This is a genomic window from Caulobacter sp. GW821-FHT11E10 (genome assembly GCF_058808375.1).
The window spans coordinates 91,251-107,591 of record NZ_JBXARP010000008.1 but is presented as its reverse complement, the minus strand read 5'-3'; the positions used below and the strand labels follow the sequence as shown (position 1 = coordinate 107,591).

The window sequence follows — 16,341 nt, the reverse complement described above, 5'->3', positions numbered from 1 at the left end:
CTTCCCCCTCCGTCGTCTCTTCGAGCCGCCACCTCCCCCGCTAGGGTGAGGATTTGTCTGTCAGCGCCCCCCTACAGCGACTGCCCGTCGTCTACCGTGAACACGCTGCCCGTCACCGCCCGCGCCGCGTCGGAGCACAGGTACAGCGCCGTCGCCGTCAGGTCGTCCTCGGCCATCAGCCGGCGCCTGGGGAAGCCCGCCACCAGCTTCTGCCCGCCTTCGCTGTCGAACCAGTCGCTGTTCAGCTCGGTCTTGATGTAGCCGGGGCAGAGGACGTTGACGTTGATCCCCTTGCGGATCCACTCGCGGGCCAGGGCCTTGCCCAGCATGGCCGTGGCGGCCTTGGACGTGCAGTAGGCGGTCAGGCCCGGCAGCACCTTGTGCGCCCCGATCGAGGCCACCAGCAGCACCCGGCCTCTGCCCGTCTGCTCCGAGCCGGCCTTGATCATCCGCCGCGCGCCCTCGCGGGCGGTCAGGAAGACGCCGCGGGTGTTGACCCCCATGACCTTGTCGAAGTCCTCGGCGGCGATGTCCAAGGCCATGCCCTGGATGCTGATGCCGGCGTTGGCGATCACCGCGTCGGGCGCGCCCAGCTTGGCCTCGATGGCGTCATAGGCGGCGATGATCGAGGCCTCGTCCTCGACGTCCATGGCGAAGGCGGCCGCGTTGGGACCCAGTTCGGCGACCAGGCTCTCCAGCCGGTCGGCCCGGCGAGCGGCCAGGGCGACCCTCGCCCCAGCGGCGGCGGCCTGGCGCGCCAGATGCGCCCCTATGCCGGACGAGGCCCCGGTGATCAGCACGGTCCGTCCCGAAAGGCTCTGGTCGGTCATGGCTTGCTCCCCTTTTTCGCCAGGGTGGCGAGGCCGGGCGGGCCTGTCGAGCCGCCCCTGGCGTCAAGCACGGGGATTGGCGCGGCTGGATGCTCTGAATTGCCGAGGCGAAAGGCCGCCGGATCAACGGCTTGTCACTTTTATGCGGCCCCGGATCATCCGCGCCCGCTTGTCCCGTATCTTTGTGTCATGGCCGGAAGAAGCGAAGACATCGAAGTCCTGCTGAGCGAAGTCGAGGACCTGGTGGCGCGTGTCTACGCGAAGGCCGCGTCCGAGGCGCTCGAGGAGGCTGAAGGCAAGTCGGCCGAGGCCCGCCTGAAGGCGGCCGCCGAGGCCGCCAAGGCCGGTCGGGCCGTGAAGCTTTTCCGTGGAAACGGCCGGCGCGTCGCCAAGGCCATCGGTGGCCTTCAACGCACCCAAGCCGTCCCGGACGATCAGGAGACCGCGATGAATGACGATGACTCTCGATGGACCCCCGAAAGTATCGCCGAGCTTCACGCCAGGGTGCGCGAGCGACTGGCGAAGTTTGCTGGATCCCGAGAATTTAAGCACTTGGCTGAACGGGAGCTCGCCCAGTCTGGTCGAACGGTGCCTGACGACGCTGCGGCCGAGGGAAGACCACCAGGTCCCGCCGGCTGAGGCCTGGTCGACCTGGCTGTTCCTCGGCGGACGCGGCGCCGGCAAGACCTTCGCGGGCGCGGCCTGGATGATCGAGCAGGCCGAGACGGGCGGGCGGTTGGCCTTGATCGGCCCGACCTTCCACGACGTGCGTGAAGTGATGATCGAAGGCCCGTCCGGTCTTCGAGCGCTCTCGCCGCCCGACGCGCGCCCCCGCTGGGAAGCCTCGCGCCGGCGGCTGGTCTGGCCCAATGGCGCGGTGGCCTACGCCTTCTCGGCCGAGGACCCCGACAGCCTGCGCGGGCCCCAGTTCCACGCCGCCTGGGCCGACGAGTTCTGCGCCTGGCCCAAGCCCGCCGAGACCCTGGCCATGCTGCGCTTCGGCCTGCGGCTGGGGCAGGACCCGCGCCTGGTCGTGACATCCACGCCGCGCCCGATCCGGGCGCTCAAGGCCTTGATCGCCGAACCCGGCGTCGAGCTGACCCGCGCCGGCACCAGCGCCAATGCCGGCAACCTGGCGCCCGCGTTCCTGCGGACCTTGGAGAGCCTCTATGGCGGCACGCGCCTGGCCGCCCAGGAGCTGGACGGGATCATCGTCGAGACCGACGGCGGCCTGTTCCGGGCCGAGGACCTGGCGCGGTGCCGGGCCGCGCGGCCGGCGCGCTTCGACCGCGTGGTCGTGGCCGTCGACCCGCCCGCCACCGCGACCGGCGACGCCTGCGGGATCGTGGTCGTGGGCCGCCGCGACGACCGCGCCTTCGTTCTGGCCGACGAGACCGCCCGAGGCCTGTCGCCGGCCGGCTGGGCCAAGAAGGCCGTGGCGGCCGCGAGGACCTGGGCCGCCGACGCCCTCGTGGCCGAGGCCAACCAGGGCGGCGACATGGTCCGCTCGGTCCTGGCCCAGGCCGACCCGCCGTGCCGGATCAAACTGGTCCGCGCCAGCATCGGCAAACGCGCCCGCGCCGAGCCGGTGGCGGCCCTGTACGAGCAGGGCCGGGTGGTTCACTGCGGCGCCTTTCCGATGCTGGAGGAGGAGCTGATGGCCCTGGGCTCCGGCGACCTGGAACACAGCCCCGACCGCGCGGACGCCCTGGTCTGGGCGGTGAGCGAGCTGATGCTGGGAGCGGCGCGGAGGCCGAGGCTGAGGGCGTTGTGAGACAAATCCTCCCCCCAGCGGGGGAGGTGGCCCGAAGGGCCGGAGGGGGAAGTTCTCCTGGCCCGGCCTCTTCCCCCTCCGTCGTCCCTACGGGCCGACACCTCCCCCGCTGGGGGGAGGATCTGGGCGCCATGGCCGCGCTGTCTCCAGGATAGTCGCCAGCGTGTCATCCATTGAACGAAGAACCTCCGCCGCCGGTATCCGCAACGTGAAAATCCCGCGCTCCGCCAATCGCACATCGCGGATTGCGTCCTCTTCGGGTCGTTGCTCAGTCGCATGTGACCAGCCGTCGACCTCGACAGCCAAATGAGCCGACGGGCAGTAAAAATCGAGCACGTACGGCCCAATAGGGTGCTGACGACGGAACCTGAGACCGTCCAGGCGCCCGCCTCGTAGCGCCGTCCAAAGTAGCACCTCCGGCAGCGACATTTTGCGACGCAGCGCTCGGGCGCGGGCGATGCGTGGCTTCTCTCTCCGTTCCGTTTCCACGCGCGGCTCCTTCGGCTGGCCCCTCCACCGGCGTTCGCCGGTCCCCCTCCCCCGGAGGGGGAGGAGAGGATGTCTTCACGTTTCGCCTTCCCCACAACCCTACATTGTTCACGTTTTGTTCTCAACTCCGAACCCCGGAGCCCATCCCGATGCCCCTCTTCAAACCCCGCCCGCCGGAAGTGAAAGACTCCCGCGCCGCGCGCCTGATCGCCCTGACCACGGGCGGCCGTCCCCAGTGGACGCCGCGCGACTACGGCGCCCTCGCGGCCGAAGGGTTCGCCAAGAACCCGGTCGCTTATCGCTGTGTGCGCATGATCGCCGAGGCGGCCGCGTCAACGCCGCTGGCCGTCTTCATCGACGGTCGCCGCGCCGACGATCACCCGCTGAAACGCCTGCTGGACCGGCCCAATCCCGAGCAGGGCGGGCCCGACTTGATGGAGGCGTTCTTCGGGAGCCTGCAGACGGCCGGCAACGCCTATCTGGAGGCGGCCGGAGATACACAGCCCAGCGAGCTCTACGCCCTGCGCCCCGACCGGATGACGCTCGTCCCCGGGCCGCGCGGCTGGCCGCTGGCCTATGACTACCAGGCGGCGGGGCGCACCGTTCGCATCGCCCGCGACGCCGACGGCTGGTTGCCGGTGCTGCACCTGAAGCTGTTCAACCCGACCAACGACCACTACGGCTTCTCGCCGCTCGAGGCCGCCGCCTTCGCGATCGACGTCCACAACGCGTCGAGCGCCTGGAACAAGGCGCTGCTGGACAATTCGGCGCGACCGTCCGGGGCCCTGGTCTATTCCAGCAAGGACGCCGGCGACCGCCTGTCCGACGAGCAGTTCGACCGGCTGAAGACCGAGCTGGCCAACGCCCATTCGGGCCAGGCCAACGCCGGTCGGCCCCTGCTGCTGGAGGGCGGGCTCGACTGGCGGGCCATGTCCCTGACCCCGGCCGAGATGGACTTCACGCAGGGCAAGCACGCCGCCGCCCGCGAGATCGCCCTGGCGTTCGGGGTGCCGCCACAGCTGCTCGGCATCCCCGGCGACAACACCTACGCCAACTATCGCGAGGCCAACGCCGCCTTCTGGCGCGGGACGGTGGTCCCGCTGGCCGAGCGCGCGGCGCGGGCCCTGACTGGCTGGCTGGGGGCGAAGTTCCCCGGCGCGCGCATCGCCCCCGACCTCGACGCCGTCCCGGCCCTGTCGGCCGAGCGCGACGCCCTGTGGGGGCGGCTGCAGGCCGCGAGCTTCCTCACCGACGCCGAGCGCCGGCGGCTGGCGGGGCTGGAGCACTAAAATCCTCCCCCAAGCGGGGGAGGTGGCCGAAGGCCGGAGGGGGAAGTCCTCCTGGCGCTGGCCGCTTCCCCCTCCGTCGGCTGCGCCGACACCTCCCCCGCTGGGGGGAGGATCTGGAGATCCCCATGACGACTCCCAACCGTTGGCGGCTGGACCGCCAGGTCTCGGCCGCGGTCCTGGTCGCGGTGTTCGTGCAGGCCGCCGCCGCCCTGCTGTGGGCCGGCAAGGCCTCGGCGCGGATCGACGAGGTCCAGCGCCGCCTGGAGGCGCAAGCGCCCGTGGCCGAACGCCTCGCGCGGCTGGAGGCCCAGGCCGACGCCAGCCGCCAGAGCCTGGCCCGCATCGAAGCCCGACTGGAGCGCGCCCATGACCGATGAGCTGAAGATCGAAGGCTACGCGTCCCTGTTCTGGACCCGTGACCTCAACGACGACGTCACCGCCGCCGGCGCCTTCGCCGAGAGCCTGTCCGCCGGCGCGCCCGTGAAGATGCTGCACCAGCACGACGAGGCCGAACCGATCGGCGTCTGGGACACGGTGGTCGAGGACGCCAAGGGCCTATTCGTGCGGGGGCGGATCCTGCGGACCACGCCGCGTGGACGGCTTGTCGCCGCGCTGGTCGAGGCCGGCGCCTTGGACGGCCTCTCGATCGGCTTCCGGCAGGTCAAGGCGCGTTCGCAGGGGCGCCTGCGCGTGCTCAGCCGCGTGGAGTTGTGGGAGGTGTCGATCGTGACCTTCCCGATGCTGCCGGCGGCGCGGCTCCAAAGATCCTCCCCCTAGCGGGGGAGGTGGCCCGAAGGGCCGGAGGGGGAAGCGTTCATCCCCGACGCCTGCCCCTTCCCCCTCCGTCGTCCCTTCGGGCCGACACCTCCCCCGCTAGGGGGAGGATTTTCTTCTGCCCCCAAACCGGAGATCCCCATGAAGGAAACCAAACACGCGGCCTCGCCCGAGGCTCGCGCGGCGCTGGCGGACGTCCTGACCGCGTTCGAGAGCTTCAAGGCCGCCAATGACCAGCGGCTGGAGGCCATCGAGACCAAGCGGGCCGATGTGCTGCTGGAAGAGAAGGTCGGCCGCATCGACGAGGCGGTCGCCCAAGCCCAGACGCGCCTGGATCGCCTGATGTCCGACCTGCGCAGGCCCTCTCTCGCCGCCGACGCGCCGCTGGCGCGGGTGGACGAGCGCAAGGCCGCCTTCGACCGCTATGTGAAGACCGGCGAGACCCCGGCGGCGCTGCTGGAAGCCAAGGGCCTGTCGGAAGGCACGGCCACGGCCGGCGGCTATGTCGCCCCGCCGGAGCTGGAGCGGCTGATCCTGCGTCGCCTGGCGGCCACCTCGCCGATGCGCGAGATCTGCCAGGTCCGCACCATCGGCTCGGGGACCTTCCGCAAGCCGGTGTCGCCGACGGGCCTGGCCGCCGCCTGGGTGGCCGAGACCGCCGCGCGGCCGGAGACCACCGCGCCCACGCTCGACGTGATCGACTTCCCGGCCGGCGAGCTCTACGCCAGCCCGGCCGCCACCCAGGCCCTGCTGGACGACGCCTATGTCAGCATCGACGAGTGGCTGGCCGAGGAGGTGCAGGACGCCTTCGCCGCCCAGGAGACCACGGCCTTCGTGACCGGTGACGGCGTCAACAAGCCCAAGGGCCTGCTGGCCTACACCGCCGCGCCCGACGCCTCCTACACGTGGGGTCAGGTCGGCTATCTGGCCACCGGCGTCGCCGGCGCCTGGCCGGCCAGCAACCCGACCGACAAGCTGATCGACCTGATCTACGCGGCCAAGACCCAGTATCGCCAGAACGGCCGCTTCGTGATGAACCGCCGCACGGTCAGCGCCGTGCGCAAGTTCAAGGACGCGCAGGGCAACTACATCTGGAACGCGGCCCTGCAGCCGGGCCAGTCGGCCAGCCTGCTCGGCTTCCCGGTCACCGAGATCGAGGCCATGCCGGACGTCGCCGCCAACGCCTGCGCCCTGGCCTTCGGCGACTTCGAGAAGGGCTATCTGATCGTCGACCGCGCCGGGGTGCGGGTGCTGCGCGACCCGTATTCGGCCAAGCCGCACGTGCTGTTCTACACCACCAAGCGCGTCGGCGGCGGGGTGCAGAACTTCGACGCGATCAAACTGCTGAAGTTCGCGGCGAGCTAGTTCGGCGTCAGTAAATCCTCCCCCTTACGGGGGAGGTGGCGCGAAGCGCCGGAGGGGGAAGTCCTCCTGGCCCGGCCTCTTCCCCCTCCGTCGTCCCCATGGGCCGACACCTCCCCCTTGGGGGGAGGATTTCCCGAAAGACCCCCCATGCCCCAATCCCTCACCCTGGCCGAGGCCGGGGCGTTCCTGCGCGTGCCGGACGGCGCCGAGGATGGCTTGCTGACCCTGCTGATCGACGCCGCGGAGGCGCGTGTCGCGGCGGCGGCCGGCGTGGTCCTGACCCCGACCAGCCCCGCGCCGCTGCGCCTGGCGGTCCTGACCCTGGCCGCCCAGGCCTACGAGCACCGCGCCTTCCTGAGCGAGAACGGGGGAGAACCGTCCCTCGCCCTCGTCGAGCCGTGGCTGGCCCCGTACCGAAAGGCGCGGCTATGAGCGACAAGCCCCTGATCGACGCCCTGGTCGCGCGGCTCAAGGCCACGCCCGCCGTCACCGTGGTGGCCGGCCAGCGGATCCACGCCACGGCCCCGCGCCTGCCGACCTATCCCTGCGTCGTCGTCACCCGGTCCGAGAACCGGCCGGTGGGCGGCGTTGAGGGAGAGGGGATCGAGCACCTCCTCACCCTGACCTGCGCCAGCCGCTTCGGCGGGCCGGAGGAGGCCCGCGCCCTGGTCGCCGCCGTCCGCGCGGCCCTGCACGACGCGCGGCCGACCCTGGCCGGCCGCCGGCTCGTCAACCTGCGTGTCCCCTATGCCGACGTGTTCGCCGGCGCCGACCGCGAGACCACCCTCGGGATCGTCCGCGTGCGGGCGGTGACCGAAGCCCTCTGAGACAACGGAGATTCACATGGCCGCCCAAGCCGGCAAGGACATCCTCTTGAAGATCGGCGACGGAGGCTCGCCCCAGAGCTTCGTCAGCGTCGCGGGCCTGCGCGCCCGGACCATCAGCCTCAACGCCAAGACCATCGACGCCACCGACAGCGACAGCGCCGGCCGCTGGCGCGAGCTCTTGGCCGGGGCGGGGGTACGCTCGGTCGCCGTGTCGGGCTCGGGCGTGTTCCGCGACACCGCGTCGGACGAGGCGGTGCGCCAGAGCTTCTTCGACCAGTCGGCCCGGACTTGGCGGCTGATCGTGCCCGACTTCGGCCAGCTGGAAGGGCCGTTCCTGGTCGCGGCCCTGGAATATGCCGGCGAACACGACGGCGAGGCGGCGTTCGCGCTGAGCTTGGCCAGCGCCGGGGCGGTGACGTTCACGGCGCTGTAAATCCTCCCCCCAGAGGGGGAGGTGGCCCAAAGGGCCGGAGGGGGAAGCCCTCCTGGCCCGGTCTCTTCCCCCTCCGTCGTCCCTTCGGTCCGACACCTCCCCCGCTAGGGGGAGGATTTGAAGGAAACTCCATGCTCCCGCCTAACCCCGCCCGCGGCGAGGTCATCGTCACCCTGGCCGGCGCGCCGCGTCGCCTGTGCCTGACGCTCGGCGCGCTGGCCCGGATCGAGGCCGCCCTGGGCCTGTCCGACTGGTCGCAACTGCCCGACCGCATCGCCACGCTCAGCGCCCAGGACCTGGCCGCCGTGCTCGCCGCCCTGCTGGACGGCGGTGGCGAGGCCCCCGAGATCGCCGCCCGCGCCACGGTCCCCGAGGCCGCCGGCGCCCTGGCCGCCGCCCTGGCGGCCTGCGCGTGAGCCCCTGGGCCGACGCTCTGCGCCTGGCCGTGCGGCTGGGCCTCTCGCCCGAAACCTTCTGGCGGCTGTCGCTGGCTGAGTGGCGGGCCCTGACCGAGGCGCCGCCGACGCCGGTGCTCTCCCGAACGGGCCTTTCCGCCCTGATCGCCCGCTATCCCGACGAGGAGATCCGATGAGTTTTGAACAGAACGGTCTCGAAGCCGTGCCCGCCCGCGCCGCCGAGGCCGCCGCCTCGCTGGAGGCCCTGAAGGCCCCGGCCGAGCGCGCCGCCCGCGCGATCGACGACGCCTTCGCCCGCGCCGGGGCGTCCCTGGTCAGGTCGCTGGCCCGCGCCGCGTCCGACGGCCAGCTGTCGCTGGGCGAACTGGCCCGTGCGGTGCTGGGCGCGGCCGGGGCGGCGCTGAAGGGCGGAGGTCTCTCGGAGGCCCTGTCGAAGGGCTTTGCCGGCGCGAGGGCCGATGGCGGCCCGGTGCTGCCGGGCGGCGCCTATCTGGTCGGCGAGCGCGGACCGGAGGTGTTTCGCCCGCACGGCGCGGGAACCATCGAGCCGACCGGAAGCGGCGGCGTGTCGGTGACGGTCAATGTTCAAGGTGGGGAGGTCGGCGGTCTCGTTAGATCGGACGCGCAGCTGGCTCAAGCCTTGGCGCGGGCCGTCGGTCTGGGAGCCCGAAACCTATGAAAACCCCTCTCCCCTTGCGGGAGAGGGTGGCCCGCGAAGCGGGTCGGGTGAGGGGTTGAAAGCCGGATCCGCTGCGACGGTGGTGGAACCGGACGTCGAGCCGACAGGTCTATCGACCCCTCATCCGACCCTTTGGGCCACCTTCTCCCGCAAGGGGAGAAGGAAGATTACAGCGCCACGGCCTCCGTGTTCGGCGGGGGCGCGCCGTACTTGTTGTCGCCGACCTGGCCCGTGCTGCAGCCGACCCACAGGGTGAAGGCCAGCCAGATGGCGAAGAACAGGAAGACCGACATGGCCAGGCCGCCCAGGTTGGCCAGCGCCGCCATCTCGGGCTCGCCCCCGTGGATGGAGGCGTTGATCGCGGAGATGCCGATCGAGACGCCGGCGCCGAACACCAGCGAAGGGCCGACGATCCAGGGCAGCACCTGCCACCAGCCGGTCTGTCCCATGTCGTGCAGGCGCTTGGTGTGGATGCAGACGCTGGAATAGATCACGCCCAGCATCAGCAGGTGTCCGATCCCCGGGATCACGTTCAGCACCGCGCTGGCGCCCAGCAGGCACAGCCAGCCGATCCAGAACGCCTGCCGCCCGATGCGGCCTTCCGGCGAGAGGAACAGGGTCTTCCAATCCATCTTGGTCTCCAATCTCGGACCCATAACTACGGCCCGACGACCCGCGCAAGAAGTGAAAAGCGGGTCATGACGCAGACTTAATCGGGTTTCGCCTCGGAACGCTGCGTTCCGCGCCGCCCATTTCCCATCCCTTTTCGCGAGGATCGCCATGAGCGAGTTCCATGAGGCGCGCCTGCCCGCGCGCCTGGCGTTCGGCTGCACGGGCGGGGTCGAGCGGCGGACCGAGGTCGTCACCCTGGCCTCGGGATTCGAGCGTCGCGCCAGTCCGTGGGCCCTGGGGCGCCGCCGCTACCTGATCGCCACCGCCACCCGTCCGCTGGACGAGGTCGCCGAGCTGGTCGCCTTCTTCGAGGCCCGGCGCGGCCGGCTGGCGGGCTTCCGGTTCCGCGACCCGGCCGACTTCAAGTCGTGCGCGCCCTCGGCCCAGCCGGCGGCCGGCGACCAGACGATCGGCACGGGCGACGGCGGTCGCAAGACCTTCCCGCTGAGCAAGGCCTACGGAACAGGCCCCGAGGCGGTGGTCCGGCCGATCGCCAAGCCTGTGGCCGGCTCGGTCAAGGTCGCGGTGGCCGGCGCGACGCTCGCGGCCGGCGCCTTTGTCGTCGATACGGTCACGGGGCTGGTCACCCTGACCGTCGCGCCGCCGCCCGGAGCGGCGGTGACGGCGGGCTTCGAGTTCGACACCCCGGTGCGCTTCGACCTCGACCGGCTGGACGTGACCCTGGAGGGCTTCGCCGCCGCGCGGGTGGTCGCCTGCGGCCTGGTCGAGGTGCGGGTCTGATGCGCGCGCTGCCCGAGGACCTGAACGACGCGCGCCTGGCCCATGCCTGGCTCGTCACCCGGACGGACGGCGAGCGGCTGGGTTTCACCGACCATGACCGCGACCTGGTCGTCGAGGGCGTGAGCTGCCGCGCCGCCGCCGGCTGGAGTCCTGGCGCGGCCGAGACCGCCGCCGGCTATGCGCCGGGCCAGGCCGCCGCCTTGGGCGTGCTGGACGACGCGGGGATCACCGAGGCCGACCTGGCCGCCGGCCTCTATGACGGCGCCAGGGTCGAGGCCCTGCGCGTCGACTGGACCGCGCCGAGCCGTCTCGTCCGCCTTTGGACCGCGACCATCGCCGCCGTGACCCGCGAGGGCGAGGCGTTCAAGGCCGCCCTGGCCGGTCCGCTGGCCGAGCTCGAGCGGGTGGCGGGACGAACCTTCACCCGGACATGCGACGCCCGGTTCGGCGACGCGCGCTGCGGCGTCGATCTCTCCGCCCATTCGGACACGAGCTGCGACAAGCGCTGGGCGACCTGCGTCGGGACGTTCGAGAACGGCGTCAACTTCCGAGGCTTCCCGACCGCGCCCGGCGAGGACTTCCTGACGCTGTATCCGGTGGAGGGTGAGCGGAATGATGGGGGGCGGCGGTGAGGGGCGCCGAAAGATGCTCCACCGCGATGCGGGGGAGCTGTCGCGAAGCGACTGAGGGGGCCAACGCGGCATCCGCCCAGCTGGCCCCCTCCGGCCCTCTGGGCCACCTCCCCCGCATCGCGGGGGAGGATCTCGCAGCGACCATCCTCGCCCAAACCCGCCTCTGGCTCGGGACCCCCTATCGCCACCAGGCCTCGACCCTCGGCGCGGGCTGCGACTGCCTGGGTCTGGTCCGGGGCGTCTGGCGGGGCCTGCACGGCGTCGAACCCGAGGCTCCGCCGCCCTATCGCGCCGATTGGGCCGAGACCGGCGGGCGCGAGCTGTTGCTGGAGGCGTTCGGCCGCTGGCTGACGCCCGTTCCGCTGGCCGAGGCCCGGCTCGGCGACGTCGTCGTCTTCCGCATGGCGCCCGGCTCGGCGGCCAAGCACTGCGCGATCCTCTCCGCGCCCGACCGCATCATCCACGCCTATTGGGGCCGCGCCTGCGTCGAGAGCGCGCTGGGCCGCTGGTGGCGTGAGCGGCTGGTCGGCGCCTTCCGCTTTCCCCCAAGCTAAGGAGGCCGCATGGCCCAGGTGATCCTCTCCAGCGTCGGCGCGGCGATCGGCGGGCCCATCGGGGCCGTGGCCGGGGCGGCGATCGGGGCCATGGTCGACCAGGCGGCGATCAGCGCCCTGACGCCCGCGCGCCAGGTCGGTCCGCGCATCCCCGAGCTGCGCCTGACCGGGGCGGCCGAGGGCGGCCCGCTGCCTTGCGTCTTTGGCCGAGCCCGGGTCGGCGGCCAGGTGATCTGGGCCGCGCGCTTCCGCGAGAAGCGGGTCGAGGGCCGGGTCGGCGGCTCGAAGGGCCAGAAGACCACCAGCTACGCCTACAGCCTGTCGTTCGCCGTGGCGGTGGCCGAGGGGCCGATCGACGGCATCGGCCGGGTCTGGGCCGACGGCAAGGTCATGGACCCGACCGGCTTCACGATGCGCGTCCATCGCGGGACCGAGGACCAGCTGCCCGACCCCCTGATCGCCGCCATCGAGGGCCAGGCGCCGGCCTATCGCGGCGTGGCCTATGTGGTGTTCGAGGACCTGCCGCTGGAAACCTACGGCAATCGGCCGCCGCAGCTGTCGTTCGAGGTCTTCCGCCGTCCGCGCCCGCCCGGCGCCCCGCCGGGGCTGGAGGAGCGGCTGACGGGTATCTGCCTGATCCCCGGCGCGGGCGAGTTCGTCTATGCGACCGAGGCGGTCCTGCGCCGCGACGGCCTGACCCGCTCGTCCAGCGAGAGCGTCCACAACACCGAGGGCCGGCCCGACATCATGGTGGCCCTGGACCAGCTGCAGGCCCAGTTGCCGAACGTGAACCACGTGACCCTGGTGGTCGCCTGGTTCGGGACCGACCTGCGTTGCGGCCAGTGCCAGATCCGGCCCGGCGTCGAGCATAGGGTCAAGACCACCTTCCCGATCAGCTGGGAGGTCGCAGGCGTTTCGCGCGGCGCCGCTCACCTGATCTCGCCCAAGGACGGCTTCCCGGCCTATGGCGGCACGCCGGCCGACGCGGTGGTGCTGCAGGCTATCGCCGAGCTGAAGCGGCGCGGGCTGAAGGTGACGCTGTACCCCTTCATCCTGATGGACCCGCCGGAGGGCCAGGCGGCCTATCCGTGGCGCGGCCGGATCACCTGCGATCCCGCGCCGGGCCGGCCGGGCTCACCCGACGGGACCTTCGTCGCCGACGCCCAGGTCGAGGCCTTCTTCAACGGGACCTGGGGGCTGCGCCGCATGGTGCTGCACCAGGCCAGCCTGGCGGTCCGGGCGGGCGGGGTGGACGGCTTCGTCATCGGCTCGGAGCTGATCGGCCTGACCACGGTGCGCGGCGACGGTGGAGCCTATCCGACCGTCGCCAGGCTGAAGAGCCTGGCCGCCGAGGTCCGGGGCGTCCTCGGGGGCGCGACCGAGATCGGCTACGCCGCCGACTGGAGCGAATATTTCGGCCATCAGCCGGCCGACGGAACCGGCCATGCCGTCTTTCATCTCGACCCGCTGTGGGCCGATCCCAACATCGATTTCGTCGGCGTCGACTGGTATCCGCCGGTCACCGACTGGCGCGAGGGCGACGACCACCTGGACGCCGCCGCCGGTTTCCTGGGGCCGCACCAGCCGGCCTATCTGCGCGCGGGTTTGACCGGAGGCGCGGACTTCGACTGGTTCTACGCCAGCCCGGCCGACCGCGACGCGCAAGCTCGCACTCCGATCACCGACGGCGCCCATGGCGAGCCCTGGATGTTCCGGGCCAAGGACCTCAAGTCCTGGTGGAGCAACCCGCACCACGACCGGCCTGGCGGCGTGCGGTCGGCGACGCCCACGGCCTGGGTCCCCAGGTCCAAGCCGATCCGCCTGACCGAGTTCGGCTGTCCGGCCGTCGACAAGGGGGCCAATTCACCGAACCTCTTCATCGATCCCAAGAGCTCGGAGAGCTTCCTGCCGCCCTATTCGACGGGCGAGCGCGACGACTTCGGCCAGCGGCGGTATCTGGAGGCCGTCCTGGCCTGGCTGGACGAGCCGGAGGCCAATCCGGTCTCGCCGCTCTATGGCGGGCCGATGATCGACGGGGCCAGCGCCTGGTGCTGGGACGCGCGGCCCTATCCGGACTTTCCGGCCCGCTCGGACGTCTGGAACGACGGCGGCAACTGGGTGCTGGGCCACTGGTTGACGGGCCGAGCCGGCGGCGCGCCGCTGCCCGAGCTGATCCAGGCCCTGGGGGCGCGAGCCGGGGTGACCATCGATCCTGGCGAGGCCGGCGGCTCGGTGGGCGGCTATGTCGTCGACCGACCGATGCGGCTGCGCGACGCCCTCTCGCCCCTGACCGAGGCTTTCGCCCTGGATCCGGTCGAGCGCGGTGACCGCGTGCGGATGATGTCGCGCTCCGGGCGTCCCGTCGGGATGCTGGACGGCGACGACCTGGCCTGGCCCGAGGATGCGCCGCGCGAGACCGAGACCCGCGCCCTCGACCCCGCCGCCGAGGCGCTGCGCCTGCGCTTCATCGACGCCGCCCGCGACTACCAGGCCGGGGCGCTGATTGTCCGGCGCGAGGCGGGCGAGGGGACGCGCGACGCCGACGCGCCGATCGTGCTGGTCGCCGCCGAGGCCCAGGCCGTGGCCCGCCGGATGCTGGCCGCCGACGAGGCGGCGCGGCGGACGCGGATCGTCCACCTGTCGCCCTCCGCCGCCCACCTGCTGGAGACCGGCGACCGCCTGGCCCTGGACGGCGAGGTCTGGCGGCTGCAGCGGCTCGACCTCGCCGAGCGCCCCCGCGCCACCCTGGTTCCGGTCCTGGCCGGTTTCGGGGTCGGGAGCGGCATCGACTGGACGCCCGCCCCGCCGCGCGACCCGGCCGCGCCGCCGGTGCTGCATGTGCTGGACCTGCCGTCGGACGGCGGCCTGACCGACGACTCAAGGCCCCTGGTCGCGGCGGCGAGCGAGCCTTGGCGGCCGCTGGACGTCCACGCCGGGGCCAGCGTCGAGGCCCTGACGGTCCGCGCCCGGATCGGCGGGCCGGCCACCCTGGGCGAGACCCTGACCGATCTCGCGCCCGCCTCGCCGCATCGCCTGGACCGCGCCGCCGGCTTGATGGTGCGGATGGAGGGCGCCGCCCTGGCCTCCGCGCCCCTGGCCGCCGTCCTGGCCGGCGAGAACGCGGTGGCGATCCAGGCGGCCTCGGGGGAATGGGAGGTGCTGGCCTTCACGACCGCCGAACTGGTCGAGCCGGATGTCTGGCGGCTCTCGGGCCTGCTGCGTGGCCAGCGGGACGGGATGGCCGGCGCGGCGACGCTCCCGGCCGGCGCGCCGGTGGTGCTGCTGGACGCGGCGGTGGTCCCGATGAGCGTCGCGGCCTTCGAGCGCGGAACGCCGCTGCGGGTCCGCGCCGCGCCGGCGGGCGGTCCGCCATCTGGTTCGGCGATGACCGAACTGTCGACGATCTGGAGCGGGCGAGCCCTGCGCCCCCTGGCCCCGGCCCACCTGCGCAAGCGGATGACGGGCGGCGACCTGCTGTTCTCCTGGATCCGCCGCGCCCGCCTGGGCGGTGACGTCTGGGAGGGCGAGGTCCCGCTGGGCGAGGCCGCCGAGCGTTATCGCGTGCGGATCGTGGACGGGACGACGGTGCTGCGGGAGGCCGAACTCGACGCGCCCGTCTTCGACTACACCGCCGCTCAGCGCGCCGCCGACGCGCCCTCGGGGGCGGCGCGGATCGAGGTCAGCCAGGGCTCCTCGCTGTACGGCTGGGGCGCCCCTGCGACGACAGGTCTGTGACCGCGGGGCCACGGGCAGGCTTGCGCGCCGCTCTGGAGGCTCTAGATGGAGGGCTGTATCCACACGGCCCACTTTTCCCAGAGGACCTTCCTTGGCGCGCGACCCCTATCAGGAACTCGGCGTTTCCCGGACCGCGACGGCGGACGAGATCCGCAAGGCGTTCCGCAAGCTCGCCAAACAGCACCATCCGGACGCCAATCCGGGGGACAAGAAGGCCGAGGAGAAGTTCAAGCAGGTCAGCGCCGCCTTCGACATCGTCGGTGACGCCGAGAAGCGCAAGAAGTTCGACCTGGGCCAGATCGACGCCGACGGTCGCGAGACGTCGCGCGGCTTCGGCGGCCAGCCCGGCAACGGTCCGTTCAACGCCGGCGGCTTCGGTCGTGGCGGCTTCCGTCCCGATGACAGCCCGGAGATCGACCTGTCGGACCTGTTCGGCGGCATGTTCGGCCAGGGCGGCGGCGGGCGCGGCCCGTTCGGCGGCGGCGGCCAGGCCGGCGGTTTCTCGCCCAAGGGCGGCGACGTGCGGGCCCGGCTCGACATCGACCTGGAAGACGCCATCAAGGGCGGCAAGAAGCGCGTGGCCTTCTCGGACGGCCGCACGATCGACGTCACCATCCCGGCGGGCGCCCAGGAAGGCCAGACCCTGCGCCTGAAGGGCCAGGGCAGCCCCGGCCGCGGCGGCCCCGGCGACGCCCTGATCGAGCTGGCCATCAAGCCGCACCCGATCTATCGCCGCGAGGGCGACGCCCTGGTCATGGACCTGCCGATCTCGATCCCCGACGCGGTGCTGGGCGGCAAGGTCGAGGCCCCGACGCCCGACGGCGCCGTCATGCTGGCGGTGCCCAAGGCCAGCAACAGCGGCCAGACGCTGCGCCTCAAGGGGCGAGGCATGCCCGACGCCAAGGGCAAGCGCGGCGACCTGCTGGCCCGTCTGGTGGTGACCCTGCCTGACACCGTCGACCAGGACCTGGAAAAGTTCGCCGAAGCCTGGCGCGACCAGAAGCCGTATTCGCCGAAGCGGAAGTAGGATGCTCCCCTCCCGGGGGAGCTGTCGCGAAAGCGACTGAAGGGGCTAATGCGGCCTAGGCCGCGCTGCCCCCTCCGGCCCGCTGGGCCACCTCCCCAGAGGGG

Annotated in this window: 20 protein-coding genes and 3 pseudogenes; 20 read left to right on the top strand and 3 right to left on the bottom strand. The window is 72.3% G+C overall.

What is annotated here, in order from left to right:
* Positions 1–71: 71 nt before the first annotated feature.
* On the bottom strand, positions 72–830 hold the full coding sequence (locus AC1RRV_RS17670; protein WP_492860956.1) for an SDR family NAD(P)-dependent oxidoreductase: 759 nt from the start codon (positions 828–830) through the stop codon (positions 72–74).
* A 189-nt stretch (positions 831–1,019) separates the two neighbouring features.
* On the opposite strand from AC1RRV_RS17670, the gene AC1RRV_RS17665 reads away from it, so the two are divergent.
* The 3 genes and pseudogenes from AC1RRV_RS17665 to AC1RRV_RS17655 form a co-directional block, all read left to right on the top strand.
* Entirely contained in the window at positions 1,020–1,469 is a 450-nt protein-coding gene (locus AC1RRV_RS17665; protein ID WP_492860955.1) for a hypothetical protein, read from the top strand.
* Positions 1,357–2,604 carry a DNA-packaging protein gene (locus tag AC1RRV_RS17660; protein ID WP_492860954.1) on the top strand — a complete coding sequence of 416 codons (1,248 nt, stop codon included), beginning with the start codon at positions 1,357–1,359 and terminating at the stop codon, positions 2,602–2,604. The genes AC1RRV_RS17665 and AC1RRV_RS17660 overlap by 113 nt, the downstream gene beginning before the upstream one ends.
* A 3-nt stretch (positions 2,605–2,607) precedes the next feature.
* Positions 2,608–2,729 (top strand): annotated as a pseudogene (locus AC1RRV_RS17655) (NlpC/P60 family protein); the annotation flags it as partial.
* On the opposite strand, the gene AC1RRV_RS17650 reads toward AC1RRV_RS17655, so the two are convergent.
* Positions 2,692–3,093: an endonuclease domain-containing protein gene (locus tag AC1RRV_RS17650; protein WP_492860953.1), complete on the bottom strand. Its 402-nt coding sequence runs from the start codon at positions 3,091–3,093 to the stop codon at positions 2,692–2,694. The pseudogene AC1RRV_RS17655 and the gene AC1RRV_RS17650 sit on opposite strands and share 38 nt — an antisense overlap.
* A gap of 149 nt (positions 3,094–3,242) precedes the next feature.
* Here AC1RRV_RS17650 and AC1RRV_RS17645 point away from each other — a divergent pair, with 149 nt between their 5' ends.
* The 12 genes and pseudogenes from AC1RRV_RS17645 to AC1RRV_RS17590 all read left to right on the top strand — a co-directional run bounded on the left by AC1RRV_RS17645 (position 3,243) and on the right by AC1RRV_RS17590 (position 8,876).
* Positions 3,243–4,382, top strand: a complete 1,140-nt coding sequence (locus AC1RRV_RS17645) for a phage portal protein (protein WP_492860952.1) — start codon at positions 3,243–3,245, stop codon at positions 4,380–4,382.
* Positions 4,383–4,507: 125 nt separating this feature from the next.
* Entirely contained in the window at positions 4,508–4,759 is a 252-nt protein-coding gene (locus tag AC1RRV_RS17640) for a hypothetical protein (protein ID WP_492860951.1), read from the top strand.
* Positions 4,749–5,159, top strand: coding sequence for an HK97 family phage prohead protease (locus tag AC1RRV_RS17635; RefSeq protein WP_492860950.1), 411 nt, complete (start codon positions 4,749–4,751; stop codon positions 5,157–5,159). The genes AC1RRV_RS17640 and AC1RRV_RS17635 overlap by 11 nt, the downstream gene beginning before the upstream one ends.
* Before the next feature lie 138 nt (positions 5,160–5,297).
* A complete protein-coding gene (locus AC1RRV_RS17630) occupies positions 5,298–6,521 on the top strand; it encodes a phage major capsid protein (protein WP_492860949.1) in 1,224 nt (407 codons plus the stop codon).
* A 3-nt stretch (positions 6,522–6,524) separates the two neighbouring features.
* Positions 6,525–6,651: pseudogene (locus AC1RRV_RS17625) on the top strand (NlpC/P60 family protein); the annotation flags it as partial.
* 17 nt (positions 6,652–6,668) lie between these two features.
* Positions 6,669–6,953, top strand: coding sequence for a head-tail connector protein (locus AC1RRV_RS17620; protein WP_492860948.1), 285 nt, complete (start codon positions 6,669–6,671; stop codon positions 6,951–6,953).
* The gene (locus tag AC1RRV_RS17615) at positions 6,950–7,348 is read left to right on the top strand and encodes a DUF3168 domain-containing protein (protein ID WP_492860947.1); all 399 of its coding nucleotides are present in this window, start codon (positions 6,950–6,952) and stop codon (positions 7,346–7,348) included. The genes AC1RRV_RS17620 and AC1RRV_RS17615 overlap by 4 nt, the downstream gene beginning before the upstream one ends.
* Before the next feature lie 16 nt (positions 7,349–7,364).
* Complete coding sequence (locus AC1RRV_RS17610; RefSeq protein ID WP_492860946.1) at positions 7,365–7,781, top strand: phage major tail protein, TP901-1 family; 417 nt, start codon at positions 7,365–7,367, stop codon at positions 7,779–7,781.
* Positions 7,780–7,886, top strand: a pseudogene (locus tag AC1RRV_RS17605) (NlpC/P60 family protein); the annotation flags it as partial. The gene AC1RRV_RS17610 and the pseudogene AC1RRV_RS17605, both read left to right, overlap by 2 nt.
* Before the next feature lie 26 nt (positions 7,887–7,912).
* Positions 7,913–8,197, top strand: coding sequence for a GTA-gp10 family protein (locus tag AC1RRV_RS17600; RefSeq protein ID WP_492860945.1), 285 nt, complete (start codon positions 7,913–7,915; stop codon positions 8,195–8,197).
* On the top strand, positions 8,194–8,373 hold the full coding sequence (locus tag AC1RRV_RS17595; protein ID WP_492860944.1) for a phage tail assembly chaperone: 180 nt from the start codon (positions 8,194–8,196) through the stop codon (positions 8,371–8,373). The genes AC1RRV_RS17600 and AC1RRV_RS17595 overlap by 4 nt, the downstream gene beginning before the upstream one ends.
* Positions 8,370–8,876 carry a phage tail tape measure protein gene (locus AC1RRV_RS17590; protein ID WP_492860943.1) on the top strand — a complete coding sequence of 169 codons (507 nt, stop codon included), beginning with the start codon at positions 8,370–8,372 and terminating at the stop codon, positions 8,874–8,876. The genes AC1RRV_RS17595 and AC1RRV_RS17590 overlap by 4 nt, the downstream gene beginning before the upstream one ends.
* A 167-nt stretch (positions 8,877–9,043) precedes the next feature.
* On the opposite strand, the gene AC1RRV_RS17585 is transcribed toward AC1RRV_RS17590, so the two are convergent.
* The gene (locus tag AC1RRV_RS17585; protein ID WP_492860942.1) at positions 9,044–9,508 is read right to left on the bottom strand and encodes a DUF805 domain-containing protein; all 465 of its coding nucleotides are present in this window, start codon (positions 9,506–9,508) and stop codon (positions 9,044–9,046) included.
* A 148-nt stretch (positions 9,509–9,656) separates the two neighbouring features.
* Here AC1RRV_RS17585 and AC1RRV_RS17580 point away from each other — a divergent pair, with 148 nt between their 5' ends.
* From AC1RRV_RS17580 to AC1RRV_RS17560, 5 genes are all read left to right on the top strand, one after another.
* Positions 9,657–10,289, top strand: a complete 633-nt coding sequence (locus AC1RRV_RS17580; protein WP_492860941.1) for a phage distal tail protein, Rcc01695 family — start codon at positions 9,657–9,659, stop codon at positions 10,287–10,289.
* Positions 10,289–10,921, top strand: a complete 633-nt coding sequence (locus tag AC1RRV_RS17575) for a phage/gene transfer agent baseplate hub protein (protein WP_492860940.1) — start codon at positions 10,289–10,291, stop codon at positions 10,919–10,921. Before AC1RRV_RS17580 ends, AC1RRV_RS17575 begins: the two co-directional genes overlap by 1 nt.
* 26 nt (positions 10,922–10,947) lie before the next feature.
* A complete protein-coding gene (locus AC1RRV_RS17570) occupies positions 10,948–11,475 on the top strand; it encodes a C40 family peptidase (RefSeq protein ID WP_492860939.1) in 528 nt (175 codons plus the stop codon).
* Positions 11,476–11,484: 9 nt separating this feature from the next.
* Positions 11,485–15,210, top strand: coding sequence for a baseplate multidomain protein megatron (locus tag AC1RRV_RS17565; RefSeq protein WP_492860938.1), 3,726 nt, complete (start codon positions 11,485–11,487; stop codon positions 15,208–15,210).
* Positions 15,211–15,301: 91 nt separating this feature from the next.
* Positions 15,302–16,237: a DnaJ C-terminal domain-containing protein gene (locus AC1RRV_RS17560; RefSeq protein WP_492860937.1), complete on the top strand. Its 936-nt coding sequence runs from the start codon at positions 15,302–15,304 to the stop codon at positions 16,235–16,237.
* Positions 16,238–16,341: the final 104 nt, after the last annotated feature.